Annotated in this window: 14 protein-coding genes; 9 read left to right on the plus strand and 5 right to left on the minus strand. The window is 73.7% G+C overall.

Going from position 1 to position 14,892, the window contains the following annotated elements; translation table 11 throughout:
• Positions 1-2: 2 nt before the first annotated feature.
• The 5 genes from AB6L24_RS02265 to AB6L24_RS02285 form a co-directional block, all read right to left on the minus strand.
• Positions 3-575, minus strand: coding sequence for a GNAT family N-acetyltransferase (locus AB6L24_RS02265; protein WP_405651444.1), 573 nt, complete (start codon positions 573-575; stop codon positions 3-5).
• On the minus strand, positions 575-1,639 hold the full coding sequence (tsaD, locus tag AB6L24_RS02270; protein WP_405651447.1) for a tRNA (adenosine(37)-N6)-threonylcarbamoyltransferase complex transferase subunit TsaD: 1,065 nt from the start codon (positions 1,637-1,639) through the stop codon (positions 575-577). The genes AB6L24_RS02265 and tsaD overlap by 1 nt, the downstream gene beginning before the upstream one ends.
• Before the next feature lie 200 nt (positions 1,640-1,839).
• Positions 1,840-2,412: a TetR/AcrR family transcriptional regulator gene (locus tag AB6L24_RS02275; protein ID WP_405651450.1), complete on the minus strand. Its 573-nt coding sequence runs from the start codon at positions 2,410-2,412 to the stop codon at positions 1,840-1,842.
• Between the two features lie 15 nt (positions 2,413-2,427).
• Positions 2,428-3,930, minus strand: coding sequence for an amidase (locus tag AB6L24_RS02280; RefSeq protein ID WP_405651453.1), 1,503 nt, complete (start codon positions 3,928-3,930; stop codon positions 2,428-2,430).
• Positions 3,917-4,180 carry a hypothetical protein gene (locus AB6L24_RS02285; RefSeq protein WP_405651456.1) on the minus strand — a complete coding sequence of 88 codons (264 nt, stop codon included), beginning with the start codon at positions 4,178-4,180 and terminating at the stop codon, positions 3,917-3,919. The genes AB6L24_RS02280 and AB6L24_RS02285 overlap by 14 nt, the downstream gene beginning before the upstream one ends.
• Before the next feature lie 154 nt (positions 4,181-4,334).
• Between AB6L24_RS02285 and AB6L24_RS02290 the strand changes: the two genes are divergently transcribed.
• The 9 genes from AB6L24_RS02290 (at position 4,335) to kdpA (ending at position 14,517) form a co-directional block, all read left to right on the plus strand.
• A complete protein-coding gene (locus tag AB6L24_RS02290) occupies positions 4,335-5,267 on the plus strand; it encodes an MBL fold metallo-hydrolase (RefSeq protein ID WP_405651459.1) in 933 nt (310 codons plus the stop codon).
• A gap of 75 nt (positions 5,268-5,342) precedes the next feature.
• Positions 5,343-6,422: a chitinase gene (locus tag AB6L24_RS02295; protein ID WP_405651462.1), complete on the plus strand. Its 1,080-nt coding sequence runs from the start codon at positions 5,343-5,345 to the stop codon at positions 6,420-6,422.
• Between the two features lie 339 nt (positions 6,423-6,761).
• Entirely contained in the window at positions 6,762-7,325 is a 564-nt protein-coding gene (locus AB6L24_RS02300) for a universal stress protein (RefSeq protein WP_405651465.1), read from the plus strand.
• 444 nt (positions 7,326-7,769) lie between these two features.
• On the plus strand, positions 7,770-8,234 hold the full coding sequence (locus tag AB6L24_RS02305) for an SAV_915 family protein (RefSeq protein WP_405651468.1): 465 nt from the start codon (positions 7,770-7,772) through the stop codon (positions 8,232-8,234).
• Positions 8,235-8,243: 9 nt separating this feature from the next.
• Positions 8,244-9,611 carry a diaminopimelate decarboxylase gene (lysA, locus tag AB6L24_RS02310; protein WP_405651471.1) on the plus strand — a complete coding sequence of 456 codons (1,368 nt, stop codon included), beginning with the start codon at positions 8,244-8,246 and terminating at the stop codon, positions 9,609-9,611.
• 94 nt (positions 9,612-9,705) lie between these two features.
• Positions 9,706-9,795, plus strand: a complete 90-nt coding sequence (gene kdpF, locus AB6L24_RS02315; protein ID WP_405651475.1) for a K(+)-transporting ATPase subunit F — start codon at positions 9,706-9,708, stop codon at positions 9,793-9,795.
• Entirely contained in the window at positions 9,795-11,969 is a 2,175-nt protein-coding gene (kdpB, locus tag AB6L24_RS02320) for a potassium-transporting ATPase subunit KdpB (RefSeq protein WP_405651477.1), read from the plus strand. Before kdpF ends, kdpB begins: the two co-directional genes overlap by 1 nt.
• A 2-nt stretch (positions 11,970-11,971) precedes the next feature.
• On the plus strand, positions 11,972-12,865 hold the full coding sequence (locus AB6L24_RS02325; RefSeq protein WP_405651480.1) for a potassium-transporting ATPase subunit C: 894 nt from the start codon (positions 11,972-11,974) through the stop codon (positions 12,863-12,865).
• A gap of 2 nt (positions 12,866-12,867) precedes the next feature.
• Positions 12,868-14,517, plus strand: a complete 1,650-nt coding sequence (gene kdpA, locus AB6L24_RS02330) for a potassium-transporting ATPase subunit KdpA (RefSeq protein ID WP_405651483.1) — start codon at positions 12,868-12,870, stop codon at positions 14,515-14,517.
• The last annotated feature ends 375 nt before the right edge of the window (positions 14,518-14,892 follow it).

The raw sequence follows: 14,892 nt of genomic DNA on the forward strand, positions 1-14,892 counted from the left end.
GGCTACAGGGGCATGTCGGCGGTGGTCCGCGCGGGGTGGTGCGGGCCGAGGAAGACGGCCGTGCCGTACCCGTCGGGCGCGGGGTGGGTGACCTGGCGCCAGCCGAGCCGCTCGTAGAAGCGGACGGTGGCGTCGGCCTGCACAGAGGTCAGCAGCCAGCTCCGGCCGTCGGGCGCGTCCCGGGTGACCGCTTCGAGGAGCGTACGGCCGAGGCCGAGGCCGTGCGCGCCGGGAAGGACGGCGAGCTCGTCGACCTCCAGGCCGCCGCACAGCCACGCACCGGTGCGTACGGCGCCGAGGGCGGCGGTGACGCGGGGGTAGGCGCGGTTTCCGGGCAGGGGCGTGGCGGACGTCCAGGAGGTGGCGAACCCGAGCACCTGGTCGCCGTCGAGCGCCACGGCGCCCGAGAACCCGGCCCTGTGCACGTCGCCCGCGAGGCGGTCCAGATACACGTCCCCGTCGGCGGGCTGCGAGTGCCAGGGCGGCCCGGCGAACGCGGCGTCGTAGACCGCGCGGACACCCTCGCGGTGGGAGAGCAGCTCGGGGCCCGGCAGGCGGTGGACGGAGGCAGGCATCAGGCAGCCCTCTCAAAGGTGGTGACGGGGTGCAGCGCCGCGTACTCCAGGGGCGCCGAGGGGTCGATGGACACGTCCAGGGGCGCGGGCTCGGCGCCCGCGCGCACCAGCAGGTCCCCGACGGCGGCGATCATCGCGCCGTTGTCGGTGCACAGGCCGAGCGGCGGGACGCGCAGGGTGATCCCGGCCGCCCGGCAGCGCTCCTCGGCGAGGGCCCGCACGCGGGAGTTGGCGGCGACACCGCCGACCACGACGAGGGTGTCCACGCCGTGCGCGGCGCAGGCGGCGACGGCCTTGCGGGTGAGGACGTCGGCGATGGCCTCCTGGAGCGCGGCGGCCCCGTCGGCGACCGGCAGTTCGCCGTCCGCGTGGCCTTCGGCCCAGCGCGCGGCGGCGGTCTTCAGGCCGGAGAAGGAGAAGGCGTACGGGTCGTCGCCGGGTCCTGTCAAGGGGCGCGGGAAGGTGACGGCCCGCGCCGATCCTTCGCGTGCCGCCCGGTCGACGGCGGGCCCGCCCGGGTAGGGCAGCCCGAAGACGCGGGCGACCTTGTCGAAGCACTCGCCCGCCGCGTCGTCCAGGGTGTCGCCGAGGTGGACGATCGGGTCGCGGGCCAGGTCCCGGACGAGCAGGAGCGAGGTGTGGCCGCCGGAGACGATCAGGATGACGCAGGGGTCGGGCAGCGGGCCGTGCTCCAGGGTGTCGGCGGCGACGTGCCCGGCGAGGTGGTGCACTCCGTACAGCGGTACGTCCAGGGCGTAGGCGAGGGACTTCGCCCCGGCGAGGCCGACCTGGAGGGCGCCGGAGAGGCCGGGGCCCGTCGTCACGGCGACCGCGCCGATGTCGCCGAGGCTGAGGCCCGCCGTGTCCAGGGCGCGGCGGACGACCGGGGTCAGCGCGTGCACGTGGGCGCGGGCGGCGATCTCGGGGACGACGCCGCCGTAGCGGGCGTGCTCGTCCATGCTCGACGCGATCGCGTGCCCGAGCAGGCGCCCGTCGCGGACGAGTCCCGCGCCGGTCTCGTCGCAGGAGGACTCGATGCCGAGCACGATCGGGGAGGCGGTCATGAGGGGTCTCCCGCCGACGTCGTCCCGGACCCAGGCGCCGCCGGCACCGGCTCCCCCGCCGCCGACCGCACTCGTCTTCCGTCTCGCATCCGCCCTCGACCCGCCTTCCCTCAGGCTCGCGCCCGCCACTCATCGGCACCTACTGCCCTTGAATAGTAGTTGCAACACATGTGCAATAAGGATCCGGGCGGTCCGACCCCTCAGTCCCGGGCGAGTCGGTCGAGGGCCGTTTCCACCAGGTGGCGCGCGTAGGCCGTCGACAGGCCTTCGGGCCGGAACAGGATGCGGTACATGACCGGCGCGACGACGTGGTCCATGACCGTCTCGCGCGGCGGGATCCCGTCCTCGCCGCGCGCGCGGGCGCGATCGAGGACGAGGTCGACCTGGGCGGCGGCGTAGGCGGAGCACTGGCCCGCGTTGCCGCCGTCCGGGTCGCCCAGGAGGGCGTCCCGGATGTAGGCGCGGCCGGCGGTGGACGACATCTCGTCGAGGAACTGCTCGGCCCAGGCCGCGAGGTCGGCGCGCAGGGCGCCGTGGTCGGCGGGTTCCGTGTCGGGGCGCAGCCGCTCGACGGCCACGTCCGACAGGAGTTCCTGGAGGTCGCCCCAGCGGCGGTAGATCGTCGACGGGGTGACCCCGGCCCGCGCGGCGACCAGCGGCACGGTCAGCGCCTCGCGGCCCCGCTCGGCCTCGAGATCGCGGACGGCAGCGTGCACGGACGCCTGCACGCGGGCGCTGCGGCCGCCGGGGCGGGCCATGGGCTTGGGGCTCATGGCGTCACCTTAACGCTAATTTCTAGCTTCTACGGTGGTGGGCGGAGCGGGGTCCCCGGGCTTCGGCGCCGCCCCGCGAGCGCTCCCGCCCACCGCGACGACAGCCCTATCCGCCGTGCCGACACCCCCGTCCGGCGAGAGCCGCCCCGCGTCCGCCCGCGTCGCCTCGTACGCGCGCCCGACCCGCAGCACCGTCCCCTCCCCCAGCGGCCGGCCGATCACCTGCATGCCGACGGGCAGGCCGCCCTCGCCCTGTCCGACGGGCACGGTCAGCGCGGGGACGCCGGTGATGTTCGCGGGCGCGGACAGCCGTACGTAGCTGTCGGACACGCTCTCCACGGAACCGTCGGCCCACTGCACGGACCGCTGTCCCACGGGTGCGGCGGTCAGCGGCACGGAGGGCGCGACGACGACGTCGACCTCGGCGAGGAGCCGCGCCCAGGCCCGCCGCATCAGGGTGCGGGCGCGCTGGGCCCGCAAGTAGTCCCCGGCGAGCAGGAGTTCGCCCGCCTCGAGGAGGACGCGCACGTCCGGGGCGTACAGCTCGGGCGTCGCGCGGAGCGTCTCCTCGTGGTACGCGGTGGCCTCGGGGACCATCAGGCCCCACTGGACCGCCTGGACGTAGCGGGTCATGGGGATGTCCACGTCGACGAGTTCGGCCCCGAGGTCGCGCAGCCGGTCGACGGCGTCGCGCACGGCGGACTCGACGTCGGGGGCGACGCGGTCGAAGTAGTAGGTGCGCGGGACGCCCACGCGCAGTCCGGTCAAGTCGCCCTCGCCGTACGGGGGATGCGGCTCGCGGGGCGCCGGGACGCTCACCGGGTCGCGCGGGTCGTGGCCGGTCAGGGCGGCGAGGACGAGGGCGGCGTCGTCGACGGTGCGGGTGACGGGGCCGACGTGGTCGAGGGACCACGACAGCGAGGTCACGCCGTGCCGGGGCACCAGGCCGTACGTCGGCTTGAGTCCCACGACGCCGTTGAGCGCGGCGGGGACCCGGATCGAGCCGCCGGTGTCGGTGCCGATGGCGAAGGTGGCCGCGCCGGACGCGACGGCGACGGCGGAGCCGCCGCTCGATCCGCCCGCGACCCGGCCCGCGTCCCAGGCGTTGCGGGTCTGCGGGGTCGTCAGGCCGTAGGCGAACTCGTGGGTGTGGGTCTTGCCGAGCAGGACGGCGCCCGCGTCCGCGAGACGGGCGGCGACGGTGCTGTCCTCGGCGGCGATGTGGCCGCCCCGCACGGCCGAACTCGCCGTCGTGGGCTGCCCCTTGACGTCGATGAGGTCCTTGAGTCCCAGCGGGACGCCGTGCAGCGGGCCCCGGTGTCGCCCCGCGGCGATCTCTGCCTCCGCCGTCGCGGCCGCACGCCTCGCCTCGTCCGCCCGCAAGCCCACGAAGGCGTTCAGCCGGCCCTCGACGGCCCGGGCGCGCCCCAGGACGGACTCGGTGAGCTCGACGGGGGACAGTTCCTTCGCGCGGATGGCCGCCGCCGCGTCGGCGAGGGTCAGCTCAAACGGTCGCATCGGACACCTCCGGGTCCATCAGTTCCGCGACGTAGGCGGAGGCGGGCGGCACGTCGCCGAAGTCCAGTTCGCGCAGGGTGGCGACGACGGCCTGGATGTGGTTCGCGGTGGCCGTCACGGCGTCCAGGCGCTCGCTCTCCAGGGGGAGTCCGGCGCGGCGGGCCCATGAGGCGGCTTCCTGGGGGGTGAGGCCTGCGGGCTCGGGGGCCTCGGGTGAGGGGGCCTCGGGGGCGAGGGCTTCGGGGGGCATGGGTTCCTCCGGGTGCGGGGCGGGCCCTTCCGGGCGCCGCAGAGGCACGGCGCCGTAAAAGCTAACTGCTTGCGTTAGTGGACCGTAGCGCCTAACGTCACTTAACGCAAAGGGATTGCTTTTAGCGATTCACCGCCCGCCCGGAAGGCCCGCCATGCCCCCGCTGCCCCCGCCGTCCCCGTCGACCCCCGCCACCTGGAACCTCGGCGGCATCACCGCCCACCGCGTCGACGAGGTGGCACTCCCGCCCGGGACGGGCCCCTGGCTGCTGCCCGCCGCCACCCCGGACGTCGTCGCCGACACCCCGTGGCTGCGCCCGGACTTCGCCGACGACGCGGGCACGCTCCGCCTCAGCAGCCACAGCTTCGCGATCACCCTCGGCGGCCGCCGCGTCCTCGTCGACACGGGCATCGGCAACGGCAAGGAGCGCGCCAACCCGGCCTGGCACGACCTCGACACCGACTACTTGGACCGCCTGACCCGCGCCGGGTTCGCGCCCGAATCCGTCGACCTGGTCGTCCTCACCCATCTGCACGCCGACCACGTCGGCTGGAACACCCGCCTGGAGGGCGGGAGTTGGGTGCCGACCTTCCCCAACGCCCGCTACCTCACCACCCGTACGGAGTGGGACCACTGGGCCGCCGCGGACATGGAGGCGCCCCGGCGCCAGATGTTCCGCGACTCCGTCCACCCGATCCGGGACGCGGGCCTGCTCGACCTGGTCGACATCTCGACAGGGCCGGTCGAAGTCGCCCCGGGCCTGCGCCTCCTGCCCGCCCCCGGACACACCCCGGGCCAGGTCGCCGTCGAACTGCGCGGCGACGACCGCACCGCGCTCATCACCGGCGACGCCGTCCACCACCCCGTCCAGCTGGCCCGGCCCGACATCGGCTCCTGCGTGGACATCGACCCCGCCCTCGCCGAACGCACCCGGCGCGCGCTGCTCGCCTCGGTGGCGGACACCGACACCCTGCTGCTCGGCAGCCACTTCGCCGCGCCGACGGCGGGGCGGGTCGCCACCCAGGACGGCACGACCGCCCCGAACTCGTCCTTCCGCTTCAACTCCGCATTGGCCCAGACCTATTGACGAAAGGTCTATACCTACTTACCGTCTGCCGCATCACGTCCCATCCGCAGCAAGGCCTCCCCGAGGGAGCACGCCATGATCGGTCGGTCGGTACGTCTGTTGGGAGCGGCCATCGCGCTGGCCTTCGCGGCGCAGCTGCCGGCCGCCGCGGCGCCGGACGCGCCCAGCGCACCCCGCGCGCCCAGCGCACCGCAGGCGGACACCTGCGCGGTGAAGTCCAAACCCGCGGGCAAGGTGCTCCAGGGGTACTGGGAGAACTGGGACGGCGCGTCGAACGGCGTGCACCCGCCGTTCGGCTGGACCCCGATCACCGACTCCCGCATCGGCTCCCACGGCTACAACGTCATCAACGCCGCGTTCCCGGTGATCCGTTCCGACGGCACCGTGCTGTGGGAGGACGGCATGGACGCCACCGTGAAGGTGGCGACGCCCGCCGAGATGTGCCAGGCCAAGGCCAACGGCGCCACGATCCTGATGTCCATCGGCGGCGCGACGGCCGGGATCGACCTCAGCTCCAGCAAGGTCGCGGACCGCTTCGTCGAGACGATCGTGCCGATCCTGAAGAAGTACAACTTCGACGGGATCGACATCGACATCGAGACGGGCCTGGTCGGCAGCGGCAACATCAACCAGCTGTCGCCGTCCCAGTCCAACCTCATCCGCATCATCGACGGCGTCCTCGCCCAGATGCCGTCCAACTTCGGCCTGACGATGGCCCCGGAGACGGCCTACGTCACCGGCGGCAGCGTGGTGTACGGGTCCATCTGGGGCGCGTACCTGCCGATCGTCAAGAAGTACGCGGACAACGGCCGCCTGTGGTGGCTCAACATGCAGTACTACAACGGCAGCATGTACGGCTGCTCCGGCGACTCCTACTCCGCGGGCACCGTCCAGGGCTTCGTCGCGCAGACGGACTGCCTGAACAAGGGCCTGGTCATCCAGGGCACGACCATCAAGGTCCCCTACGACAAGCAGGTGCCGGGGCTGCCCGCCCAGCCGGGCGCGGGCGGCGGCCACATGTCGCCCGGCCTGGTGAGCCAGGCCTGGCGGAACTACAACGGCGCCCTCAAGGGCCTGATGACCTGGTCGATCAACTGGGACGGGTCGAAGGGGTGGACCTTCGGGGACAACGTGAAGGCGCTGCAAGGGCGTTGAGGGTCGCCGGTCGAGCGGGACCGGCGGGTCGCGTGTGATCGGCAGGTCGACCGGCGGTCGGGGCGGGGCTCCCGGCCGCCGGTCGCGTGTGCGGGCGCGCGGCGGTGCGCTTGGGTCCGTCCGTGCCAGGTGCTGCGTGCGCGGGCTGCGGGCTGCGGGCGCCCCACGCGGCTCCCGCGCATCACGTGCCCCCCGCCCTCCGCGTCAAGGACGCGTCATGACTGCGCCGCCGCGCGTCAGGCCCCCGCCAACGCGGGCCGTGCGCGGGCGCGGCGGGGCGTGTCCTGGTGGCTCGGAGTCCGTGGGGCAGACCACGGGATGTACGCGAGGTGGTCGGCGATGGCTGGTGGCGAGGGGCAGACGGGCGGGCGGCTGCCGGGAGAGCGGCGGGTCGTCGTCGGCGTGAGCGGGTCGCTGGGCAGCCTCACCGCGCTGCACCGCGGCGCCGACGAGGCGCGGCGCACCGGCGCGGTGCTCGTGGCCGTGCTCGCCTGGGTACCGCCCGGCGGTGAGCTCGCGCACCGGAAGGCAGCGTTCCCGCCGCCGGAGGAGGCGCTGCGGCGCGCGGCGGCGGAGCGGCTGCTCGGCGCCGTCGACGACGCCTTCGGCGCCGAGGGGCCCGGCGTCCCCTGGGAGGGTTTCGTCGTACGCGGCACACCCGGGCCCGCCCTGGTGGAGAGCGCCGACCGGCCCGGGGACGTACTGGTCATCGGCGCGGGGCGGCGCGGCGGTGTGCGTCATGTGCTGTTCCCGAACGTGGTGCGGTACTGCGTCGCGCACGCCTGCTGCCCGGTGCTCGCCGTGCCGCCCTCGCCGCTGCAGAGCGAACTCGCGGCCGTGCACCGCCGCCTCGGGCGCCGTCGGACGCTGCTCGCGAGCGATCTGACGGAGGGGCGGGCCTGAGGCGGAGAGCGGGGCGCGGCTTCGGGGCCGCGTGGGCCCGGCTTCCCGGGCAAGGCGGCCCTCCCCCGGTGGGCTGCCCTCGCCGGGCACGACTGGCCTCTCCGGACGGGACTGCCCTCCCCCGTGGGGCTGGCCTCTCCGGGCACGCCTGACCACTCCGGACGGGCTGCCCTCGCCAGGAACGGCCGGTCTCTCCGGCCGGGGCCGACGTCACCGGGCACGGCTGGGCTTCCGCGGCGCGACACCCCACCCGGCCTTCCCACCCCCGGCGAGACCCCCACCCGCACCCCCACCCCGTCAGCATCGCGTTACGGCCGCCCCCCTCGGCGTCAAGCCCCCGTATGCGCGGTGGCCGGGCCCCCGACCAGCGGGCATAGCGTCACCGGCAGCACGAACGGCCGCCCGGCCGGTCGGCGCACATCACCACCTGCGAGGAGCACGACCATGTCTCCACTCGAGCCCACCGAGGACCCGGAGCCTTCCGAACCCGGACCGGCCGGACTCCGGCACGTTCTCTGCGTACCGGTCCGGTCGGGCACCACGGGCTGTGCGGCCCGGTTCTTCCGCACCCCCCTGGGGGAACGCACCGCCGTCGGCTTCACCTCCGAGGCCCGGCTCGCCGCCACCCTCGGCGCGGGGCACCCCTGGATCCGGCTCGCCGAGCCCGCGCTGCGCGCCCTCGCCGTGCCGCTGGGCGTCACCACGGTCACCGTCGACCCCCAGCTCTCCGCTCCCGCGGCCACCGGCACCGCCCGGGACCCGCGGTGCGACCGGGACCCGCGCCACGCGGGTGCCGCCCGGCCGCGGACCGCCGCACGGCAGAGCGGCCCCACCGCCTCCGCGCCGTCCGCGCCCCCCGCACTGTCCGCGCTGTCCGGCGTGCCCGCCCTGAACCCGCTGAACGGCTGAGGAGGCGTCATGACTGTTTCCGTGGCTTCCACCCCGGCCGTCGGGCCGGACACCTCCGCCGCCGGTACCACCGCCGACCGCGACGGCCTCTCCGTGTGGCCCCGCTCGGCGACCCCCGCCGCCGACGCCGACGTCCTCGTCGGCGGGGTCTCGCTGACGGAGGCCGCCGACCGCTTCGGCACCCCCGTCTACGTACTCGACGAGACGGAGGTCCGTGAGCGCTGCCGCAGCTACCGGACCGCGTTCCCCGAGGCCGACATCGTCTACGCCGCGAAGGCGTTCCTGTGCCGCGCCATGGTGCGCTGGGTGCAGGAGGAGGGCCTGGGGCTCGACGTGTGCTCGGCCGGTGAGCTGGCGCTCGCCGCCGCCGCCGGGTTCCCGCCCGAGAAGATCGTGATGCACGGCAACGCCAAGAGCCCGGAGGACCTGGAGACCGCCGTGCGCCTCGGTGTCGGCCGGATCGTGGTCGACAGCACCTCGGAGATCGCGCGCCTGGCCGCGATCGTGCCCGCGGGCTCCCGCCAGCGGGTCATGGTCCGGGTGGTGCCGGGCATCGCCGCGGGCGGGCACACCAAGGTGCGGACCGGCACCGAGGACCAGAAGTTCGGCCTGTCCATCACCGACGGCTCCGCGCAGCACGCCGTCGCCCGCGTCCTTGCCCAGCCCCGCCTCGAACTCGTCGGCCTGCACTGCCACATCGGCTCGCAGATCACCACCGTCAAGCCCTACCTCGCCGCGGTCCGCCGCCTGACCGGCCTGCTCGCCCGCATCCGCGACCAGCACGGCGTCCAGCTCCCCCAGCTGAACATCGGCGGCGGGCACGGCATCGCCTACCGCCCCGGCGAGGACACCCTCGACGTGCCGGTGCTCGCCGGCCGGGTGCGCGCCGAGCTGGAGGAGGGCTGCCACCGCGCCGACCTGACCGTGCCCCGGCTCACGCTGGAGCCCGGACGCGCGGTGGTGGGCCCCGCCGGAGTCGTCGTCTACCGAGTGCTCGCGGTGAAGCGCACCGGCACCCGCACCTTCGTGGCCGTCGACGGCGGCATGAGCGACAACCCGCGGCCCGCGCTGTACGGGGTGCGGTACGCGCCCCGTCTGATCGGCAGACACTCGGTGGCGCCGCCCGACCTCGTCACGGTGGTCGGCCGGCACTGCGAGGCCGGTGACGTCCTCGCGGACGATGTGCCGCTGGCCGGGGACGTACGGCCGGGTGACCTGATCGCCGTGCCCGCCGCCGGGGCGTACCACCTGTCGATGGCCTCCGGCTACAACCTCGTCGGCCGTCCCCCGGTGGTCGCCGTGGTGAACGGGATCGCGCGCACGCTGGTGCGCCGCGAGTCCCTGGACGACATGAGCCGCAGGGACGTCGGCCTCTAGCCCGCCGTCCCGCGCTCCCTCCGCACACCACGCCCTCCGCCGGACCGGTCCGGCGGAGGGCCCCCACTGTCCGCACCAGACAAGGTCTCTCGTGATGTCCGTGGAAACCGTCGTCGGCCTGATCGTGGCCGTCGCACTGCTCGCCCACCTCGTGTCGGCCCTCATCGAGCCGGAGCGTTTCTGATGACAGCCCGCGTACAGGTACGGCCCGCGCCCGCGGCGTCCGTACCGCCCGAAGAGCCCGGGCGACCGCGCCGGATCGGCGCCGGAATGCTCGATCCGACGCAGCTGTGGCGGGCCCTCCCGCAGGCGCTGCGGAAGCTCAACCCGGTTGCCCTGCTGCGCAACCCGGTCATGTTCGTGACCGAGGTCGGCGCCGCGCTCACCACGGGCATCGCGATCCTCGACCCCTCGGGCTTCGGCTGGCTGATCACCGTCTGGCTGTGGCTGACGGTCCTCTTCGCCAACCTGGCCGAGGCGGTCGCCGAGAGCCGCGGCAAGGCGCAGGCCGACTCGCTGCGCCGCACCCGGCAGCAGACCACGGCGCGCCGCCTCGTGGGCTGGGAGCCCGGCGCCGCGCCGGGCGGCTACGTCGAGGAGGAGGTCGGTGCCGGTGAGCTCCGTCGCGGCGACATCGTGGCCGTGCCCGCGGGCGAGCTGGTCCCCGGTGACGGCGATGTCATCGAAGGCGCGGCGAGCGTCGACGAGTCCGCCATCACGGGTGAGTCCGCGCCGGTGATCCGCGAGTCCGGCGGTGACCGCAGCGCGGTCACGGGCGGCACCCGGGTGCTCTCCGACCGGCTCGTGGTGCGCGTCACCCAGGAGCCCGGGCAGAGCTTCCTGGACCGGATGATCTCCCTGGTGGAGGGCGCGGGGCGGCAGAAGACGCCCAACGAGCTGGCCCTCAACCTGCTCCTGGTGATGCTGACGTTCGTCTTCCTGGTCGCGGTCGTGACGCTCCAGCCGATGGCGATCTTCTCCAAGGAGGCCATGGGCGCGTCGCACGACACCGCGGCGCTCACCGCCGACGGCGTCACCGGCATCGTCCTCGTGTCCCTGCTTGTCTGTCTGATCCCGACGACGATCGGCGCGCTGCTCTCCGCCATCGGCATCGCGGGCATGGACCGCCTCGTGCAGCGCAACGTGCTCGCCGTGTCCGGCCGTGCCGTCGAGGCCGCGGGCGACGTGAACACGCTGCTCCTCGACAAGACCGGCACCATCACCTACGGCAACCGTCGCGCGAGCGCCTTCCTGCCGGTGGGGTCGGTGCCCGCGGACCGGCTCGCGGCGGCGGCGCTGCTGTCCAGCCTCGCCGACGAGACGCCCGAGGGCCGCTCGATCGTGGAGTTCGCCAACACCGAGTACCACGCGGTGGTCGAGGAGACCCGGGACGCGACGGGCGCCGAGTGGGTGCCGTTCTCCGCCACCACTCGGATGTCCGGCATCGACCTGCCGTCGGGGCGGCGGCTGCGCAAGGGCGCGGCGTCGGCGGTGGCGGCGTGGGTGCGCGAGCAGGGCGGCGCGGTCCCGGACGCGCTCGACGGAGCGGTGGACCAGGTGTCCGCGTCCGGCGGCACGCCGCTGGCGGTGGCGGAGCTGACGGCCGACGGGACCGCGACGGTGCTCGGTGCGGTGCACCTGAAGGACGTCGTGAAGCCGGGGCTTCGCGAACGCTTCGACGAGCTGCGCACCATGGGCATCCGCACGGTGATGATCACGGGTGACAACCCGGTGACCGCCAAGGCCATCGCCGACGAGGCGGGCGTCGACGACTTCCTCGCGGAGGCCACGCCGGAGGACAAGCTCGCCCTCATCAAGAAGGAGCAGGCGGGCGGCAAGCTCATCGCGATGACGGGCGACGGCACGAACGACGCCCCGGCCCTCGCGCAGGCGGACGTCGGTGTGGCGATGAACACCGGTACGTCGGCCGCCAAGGAGGCCGGCAACATGGTCGACCTCGACTCCGACCCCACGAAGATCATCGAGATCGTCGAGATCGGGAAGCAACTCCTCATCACCCGGGGCGCGTTGACGACGTTCTCCATCGCCAACGACATCGCGAAGTACTTCGCGATCCTGCCCGCGATGTTCGCCGTGGTGTATCCGGGACTCGGCCGCCTCGACGTCATGGACCTGCACTCGCCGCTGTCCGCGATCCTGTCCGCGGTCGTGTTCAACGCGCTGGTCATCGTGGCGCTGATCCCGCTCGCGCTGCGCGGCGTCCGCTACCGGCCCTCGTCGGCGTCGGCCCTGCTGACCCGCAATCTGTGGATCTACGGCCTCGGTGGCGTCGTCGCGCCGTTCCTGGCCATCAAGTTCATCGACTTCGCCCTCGTCCAGTTCGTCCCAGGGGTCTGACCATGAACAAGCACCTGCCGCCCTGGCTCGCCCGGAACACCGTCGCCGTGCGCGTCGTGCTCGTCCTGACCCTGCTCGTGGGCCTCGCCTACCCGCTGGTCCTGACGGCCGCCGCGCAGGTGCCCGGCCTCACGGGCCGGGCCGAGGGCTCCAGGGTCACCGGCGCCGACGGCAAGGGCGCGGGCAGCTCGCTGATCGGCCAGTCCTTCACCGACGCCAAGGGCGAACCCCTCACGAGGTACTTCCAGTCCCGTCCCTCCAACGCCGGTACGGGCTACGACGGCGCCGCGTCCGGCGCGGGCAACCAGGGCCCCGAGTCCGTCGTGGACGCCGAGGACAAGCCGAGCCTCCTGACGCTGGTGTGCGGGCGCAGCAAGGCCGTCGGCGAGCTGGAGGGCGTGGACGGCGCACGGCCGTTCTGCACGCCCGACGGGGTCGGCGCGGTCCTCGGCGTCTTCCGCGAGGACGGCACCACCGGCCGCGTCACGCGGGTCGTCAGCCTCAACCAGGCCTGCCCGGCGAAGCCGTTCCGGTCCACGTACAAGGGCGTCGACGTCGAGTGCGCCACGTCCGGCGCCGACTACGGCCGCGCGCTGACGGTTCCGGTGCGCGGCGACGCCCCCGCCGACCCGAAGGTCCCGGCGGACGCGGTCACCGCGAGCGCCAGCGGTCTCGACCCGCACATCAGCCCCGCGTACGCGAAGCTCCAGGCGCCGCGCGTGGCCCGTGAGCGCGGCGCCGACACCGACGCGGTGCGCGAGCTGATCTCCGAGCACACGACCGGGCGTTCGCTCGGTGTGCTCGGCGAGCCGGGCGTGAACGTCGTGAAGCTCAACATCGCCCTCGACCGCGCGTACCCCGTGAAGTCGTCCTCCTCTTCGCAGCAGGGAGCCTGACCATGGCGGCCTGGATCCAGGCATCGCTCGTCCTCGCCGTGGTCGTGGGCCTGCACGTGCCCCTCGGTGACTACATGGCCCGCGTCCTCGACGGGGGCGGGCACGGACGGGTCGAGAGGGCGGTGTATCGCGTCTGCGGCATCGCCCCCGACAAGGAGCAGGACTGGCGGAACTACCTGACCGCCCTGCTCGCCTTCACGTTCATGAGCATCGCGGCACTGTTCGCGCTGTTCTCCCTCCAGGACAAGCTGCCCTGGTCGACGGGGCACGAGGGCATGCCGTGGCGCCTCGCGCTGCACACGGCGGTGTCCTTCACCACCAACACCAGCTGGCAGAACTACGCCGGTGAGTCCACGACGGGGCACCTCGCCGTGATGGCGGGCCTCGGCGTGCAGGCGTTCGCGTCGGCGGCGGTCGGCATCTGCGTGGCCCTCGTCCTGATCCGCGGCCTCACCCGCCGCTCCACCGACGACCTCGGCAACTTCTGGGTCGACCTGCTGCGCACGATCTTCCGCGTCCTCGTCCCGATCGCGGTGGTCGGCGGCCTCGTCCTGATGGCGGGCGGCGTGATCCAGAGTCTCGGCGGCGGGCACACCGTGGACACGGTCGCGGGCGCCAAGCAGACGCTGCTGGACGGCCCGGTCGCGTCGTGGGAGCCGGTGAAGCTGTTCTCCGGCGACGGCGGCGGCGTCTTCAACGCCTCCAGCGCGCACCCCTTCGAGAACCCGACGGCGTGGACGAACGCGTTCGAGATCGTCCTGATGCTCGTCATCCCGACGGCCTGCATCCGCATGTTCGGCCGGATGATCGGCGGCCTCAAGCAGAGCTGGACGCTCCTGACGGTCGTCGGCATCCTCTTCGGCCTGCTGCTCGCGGCGGGCTCGATCGCCCAGAGCGCGCACACCGGCACCGTCACCGAGGCGGTCGGCGGCCAGCACGAGGGCACGGAGACCCGCATCGGCATCCCCGGCTCCACGCTGTTCGGCGTGGCGGCCACGGGCTCCGCGGACGGCGCGGCGAACTCCGCGTACGACAGTTTCTCCAGCCTCGGCGGCGGCGTGCTGCTCTCCGCGATGATGCTCGGCGAGATCGCGCCGGGCGGCACGGGCAGCGGTCTGTACGGCCTGATCGTCGTGGTCCTCGTCGCCGTCTTCATCGGCGGTCTGATGGTGGGCCGCACCCCCGAGTACCTGCGCAAGCGCATCGGCTTCGCCGAGATGCGCTGGGTCGTGGTGTACGCCCTGATCCCGCCGACGGTGATCCTCAGCTGCACGGGCTTCGCCCTCGCCACCGGCAACGGCCAGTCCTCCATGGGCAATCCGGGCGCCCACGGACTCACCGAGCTGATCTACGCCTACACCAGCAACACCAACAGCAACGGCAGCTCGATGGCCGGCTTCAACGGCGCCACCGACTTCCACAACCTCCTGATGGTGGTCGCGATGTCGGCGGGCCGCTACCTCCCGATGGCCTGCGTCCTCGCCCTCGCAGGCCGCCTCGCGAAGCAACAACCCGGCGTCGTCACAGTAGGCACCCTCCGCGCCCAGGGCCCCAACTTCGTGGTCCTGGCGACGGCGGCGTCCATCGTCCTGGCCCTGCTGAACTTCCTGCCGGCGTTGTCGTTGGGGGCGGTGGCCGATGGGTTGATGTAGCCCACTGAGCGTGCGCGGCTGTGCCGTCGTCCCTCCGGGTGCGGCGGCACTTCTGTGTGCCCGGCGCCGGGTTCTTCACGCCCTCGGTCCGCGGCTGCTACGGCCGTGTGAACACCGTGTGGCAGCGCCCCGGTGGCGCCTCCGCGTCGTTGACGGGGTCGAAAGTCCGGTGCTCAACTGTTCGCATGTTCCCCTCACTGCCGCTGGTCTCACGCGGCCACATCGACTTCTGTCGGGTGTGGTCGGCCGCGTGTCCTTCTTTCTGACCCGGCAGTCGGCCGTCTGAGCGGCCCACCCTTCTTTCTCTCTCCTCTCCCGCGCTCCCGCGTCACCGCACCGTGCCCGGTCGTGCCCCCACACGGCCGCGGCCGCTCA

The sequence above is a fragment of the Streptomyces sp. RK9 genome, assembly GCF_045070545.1.
Classification (GTDB): domain Bacteria; phylum Actinomycetota; class Actinomycetes; order Streptomycetales; family Streptomycetaceae; genus Streptomyces; species Streptomyces alboflavus.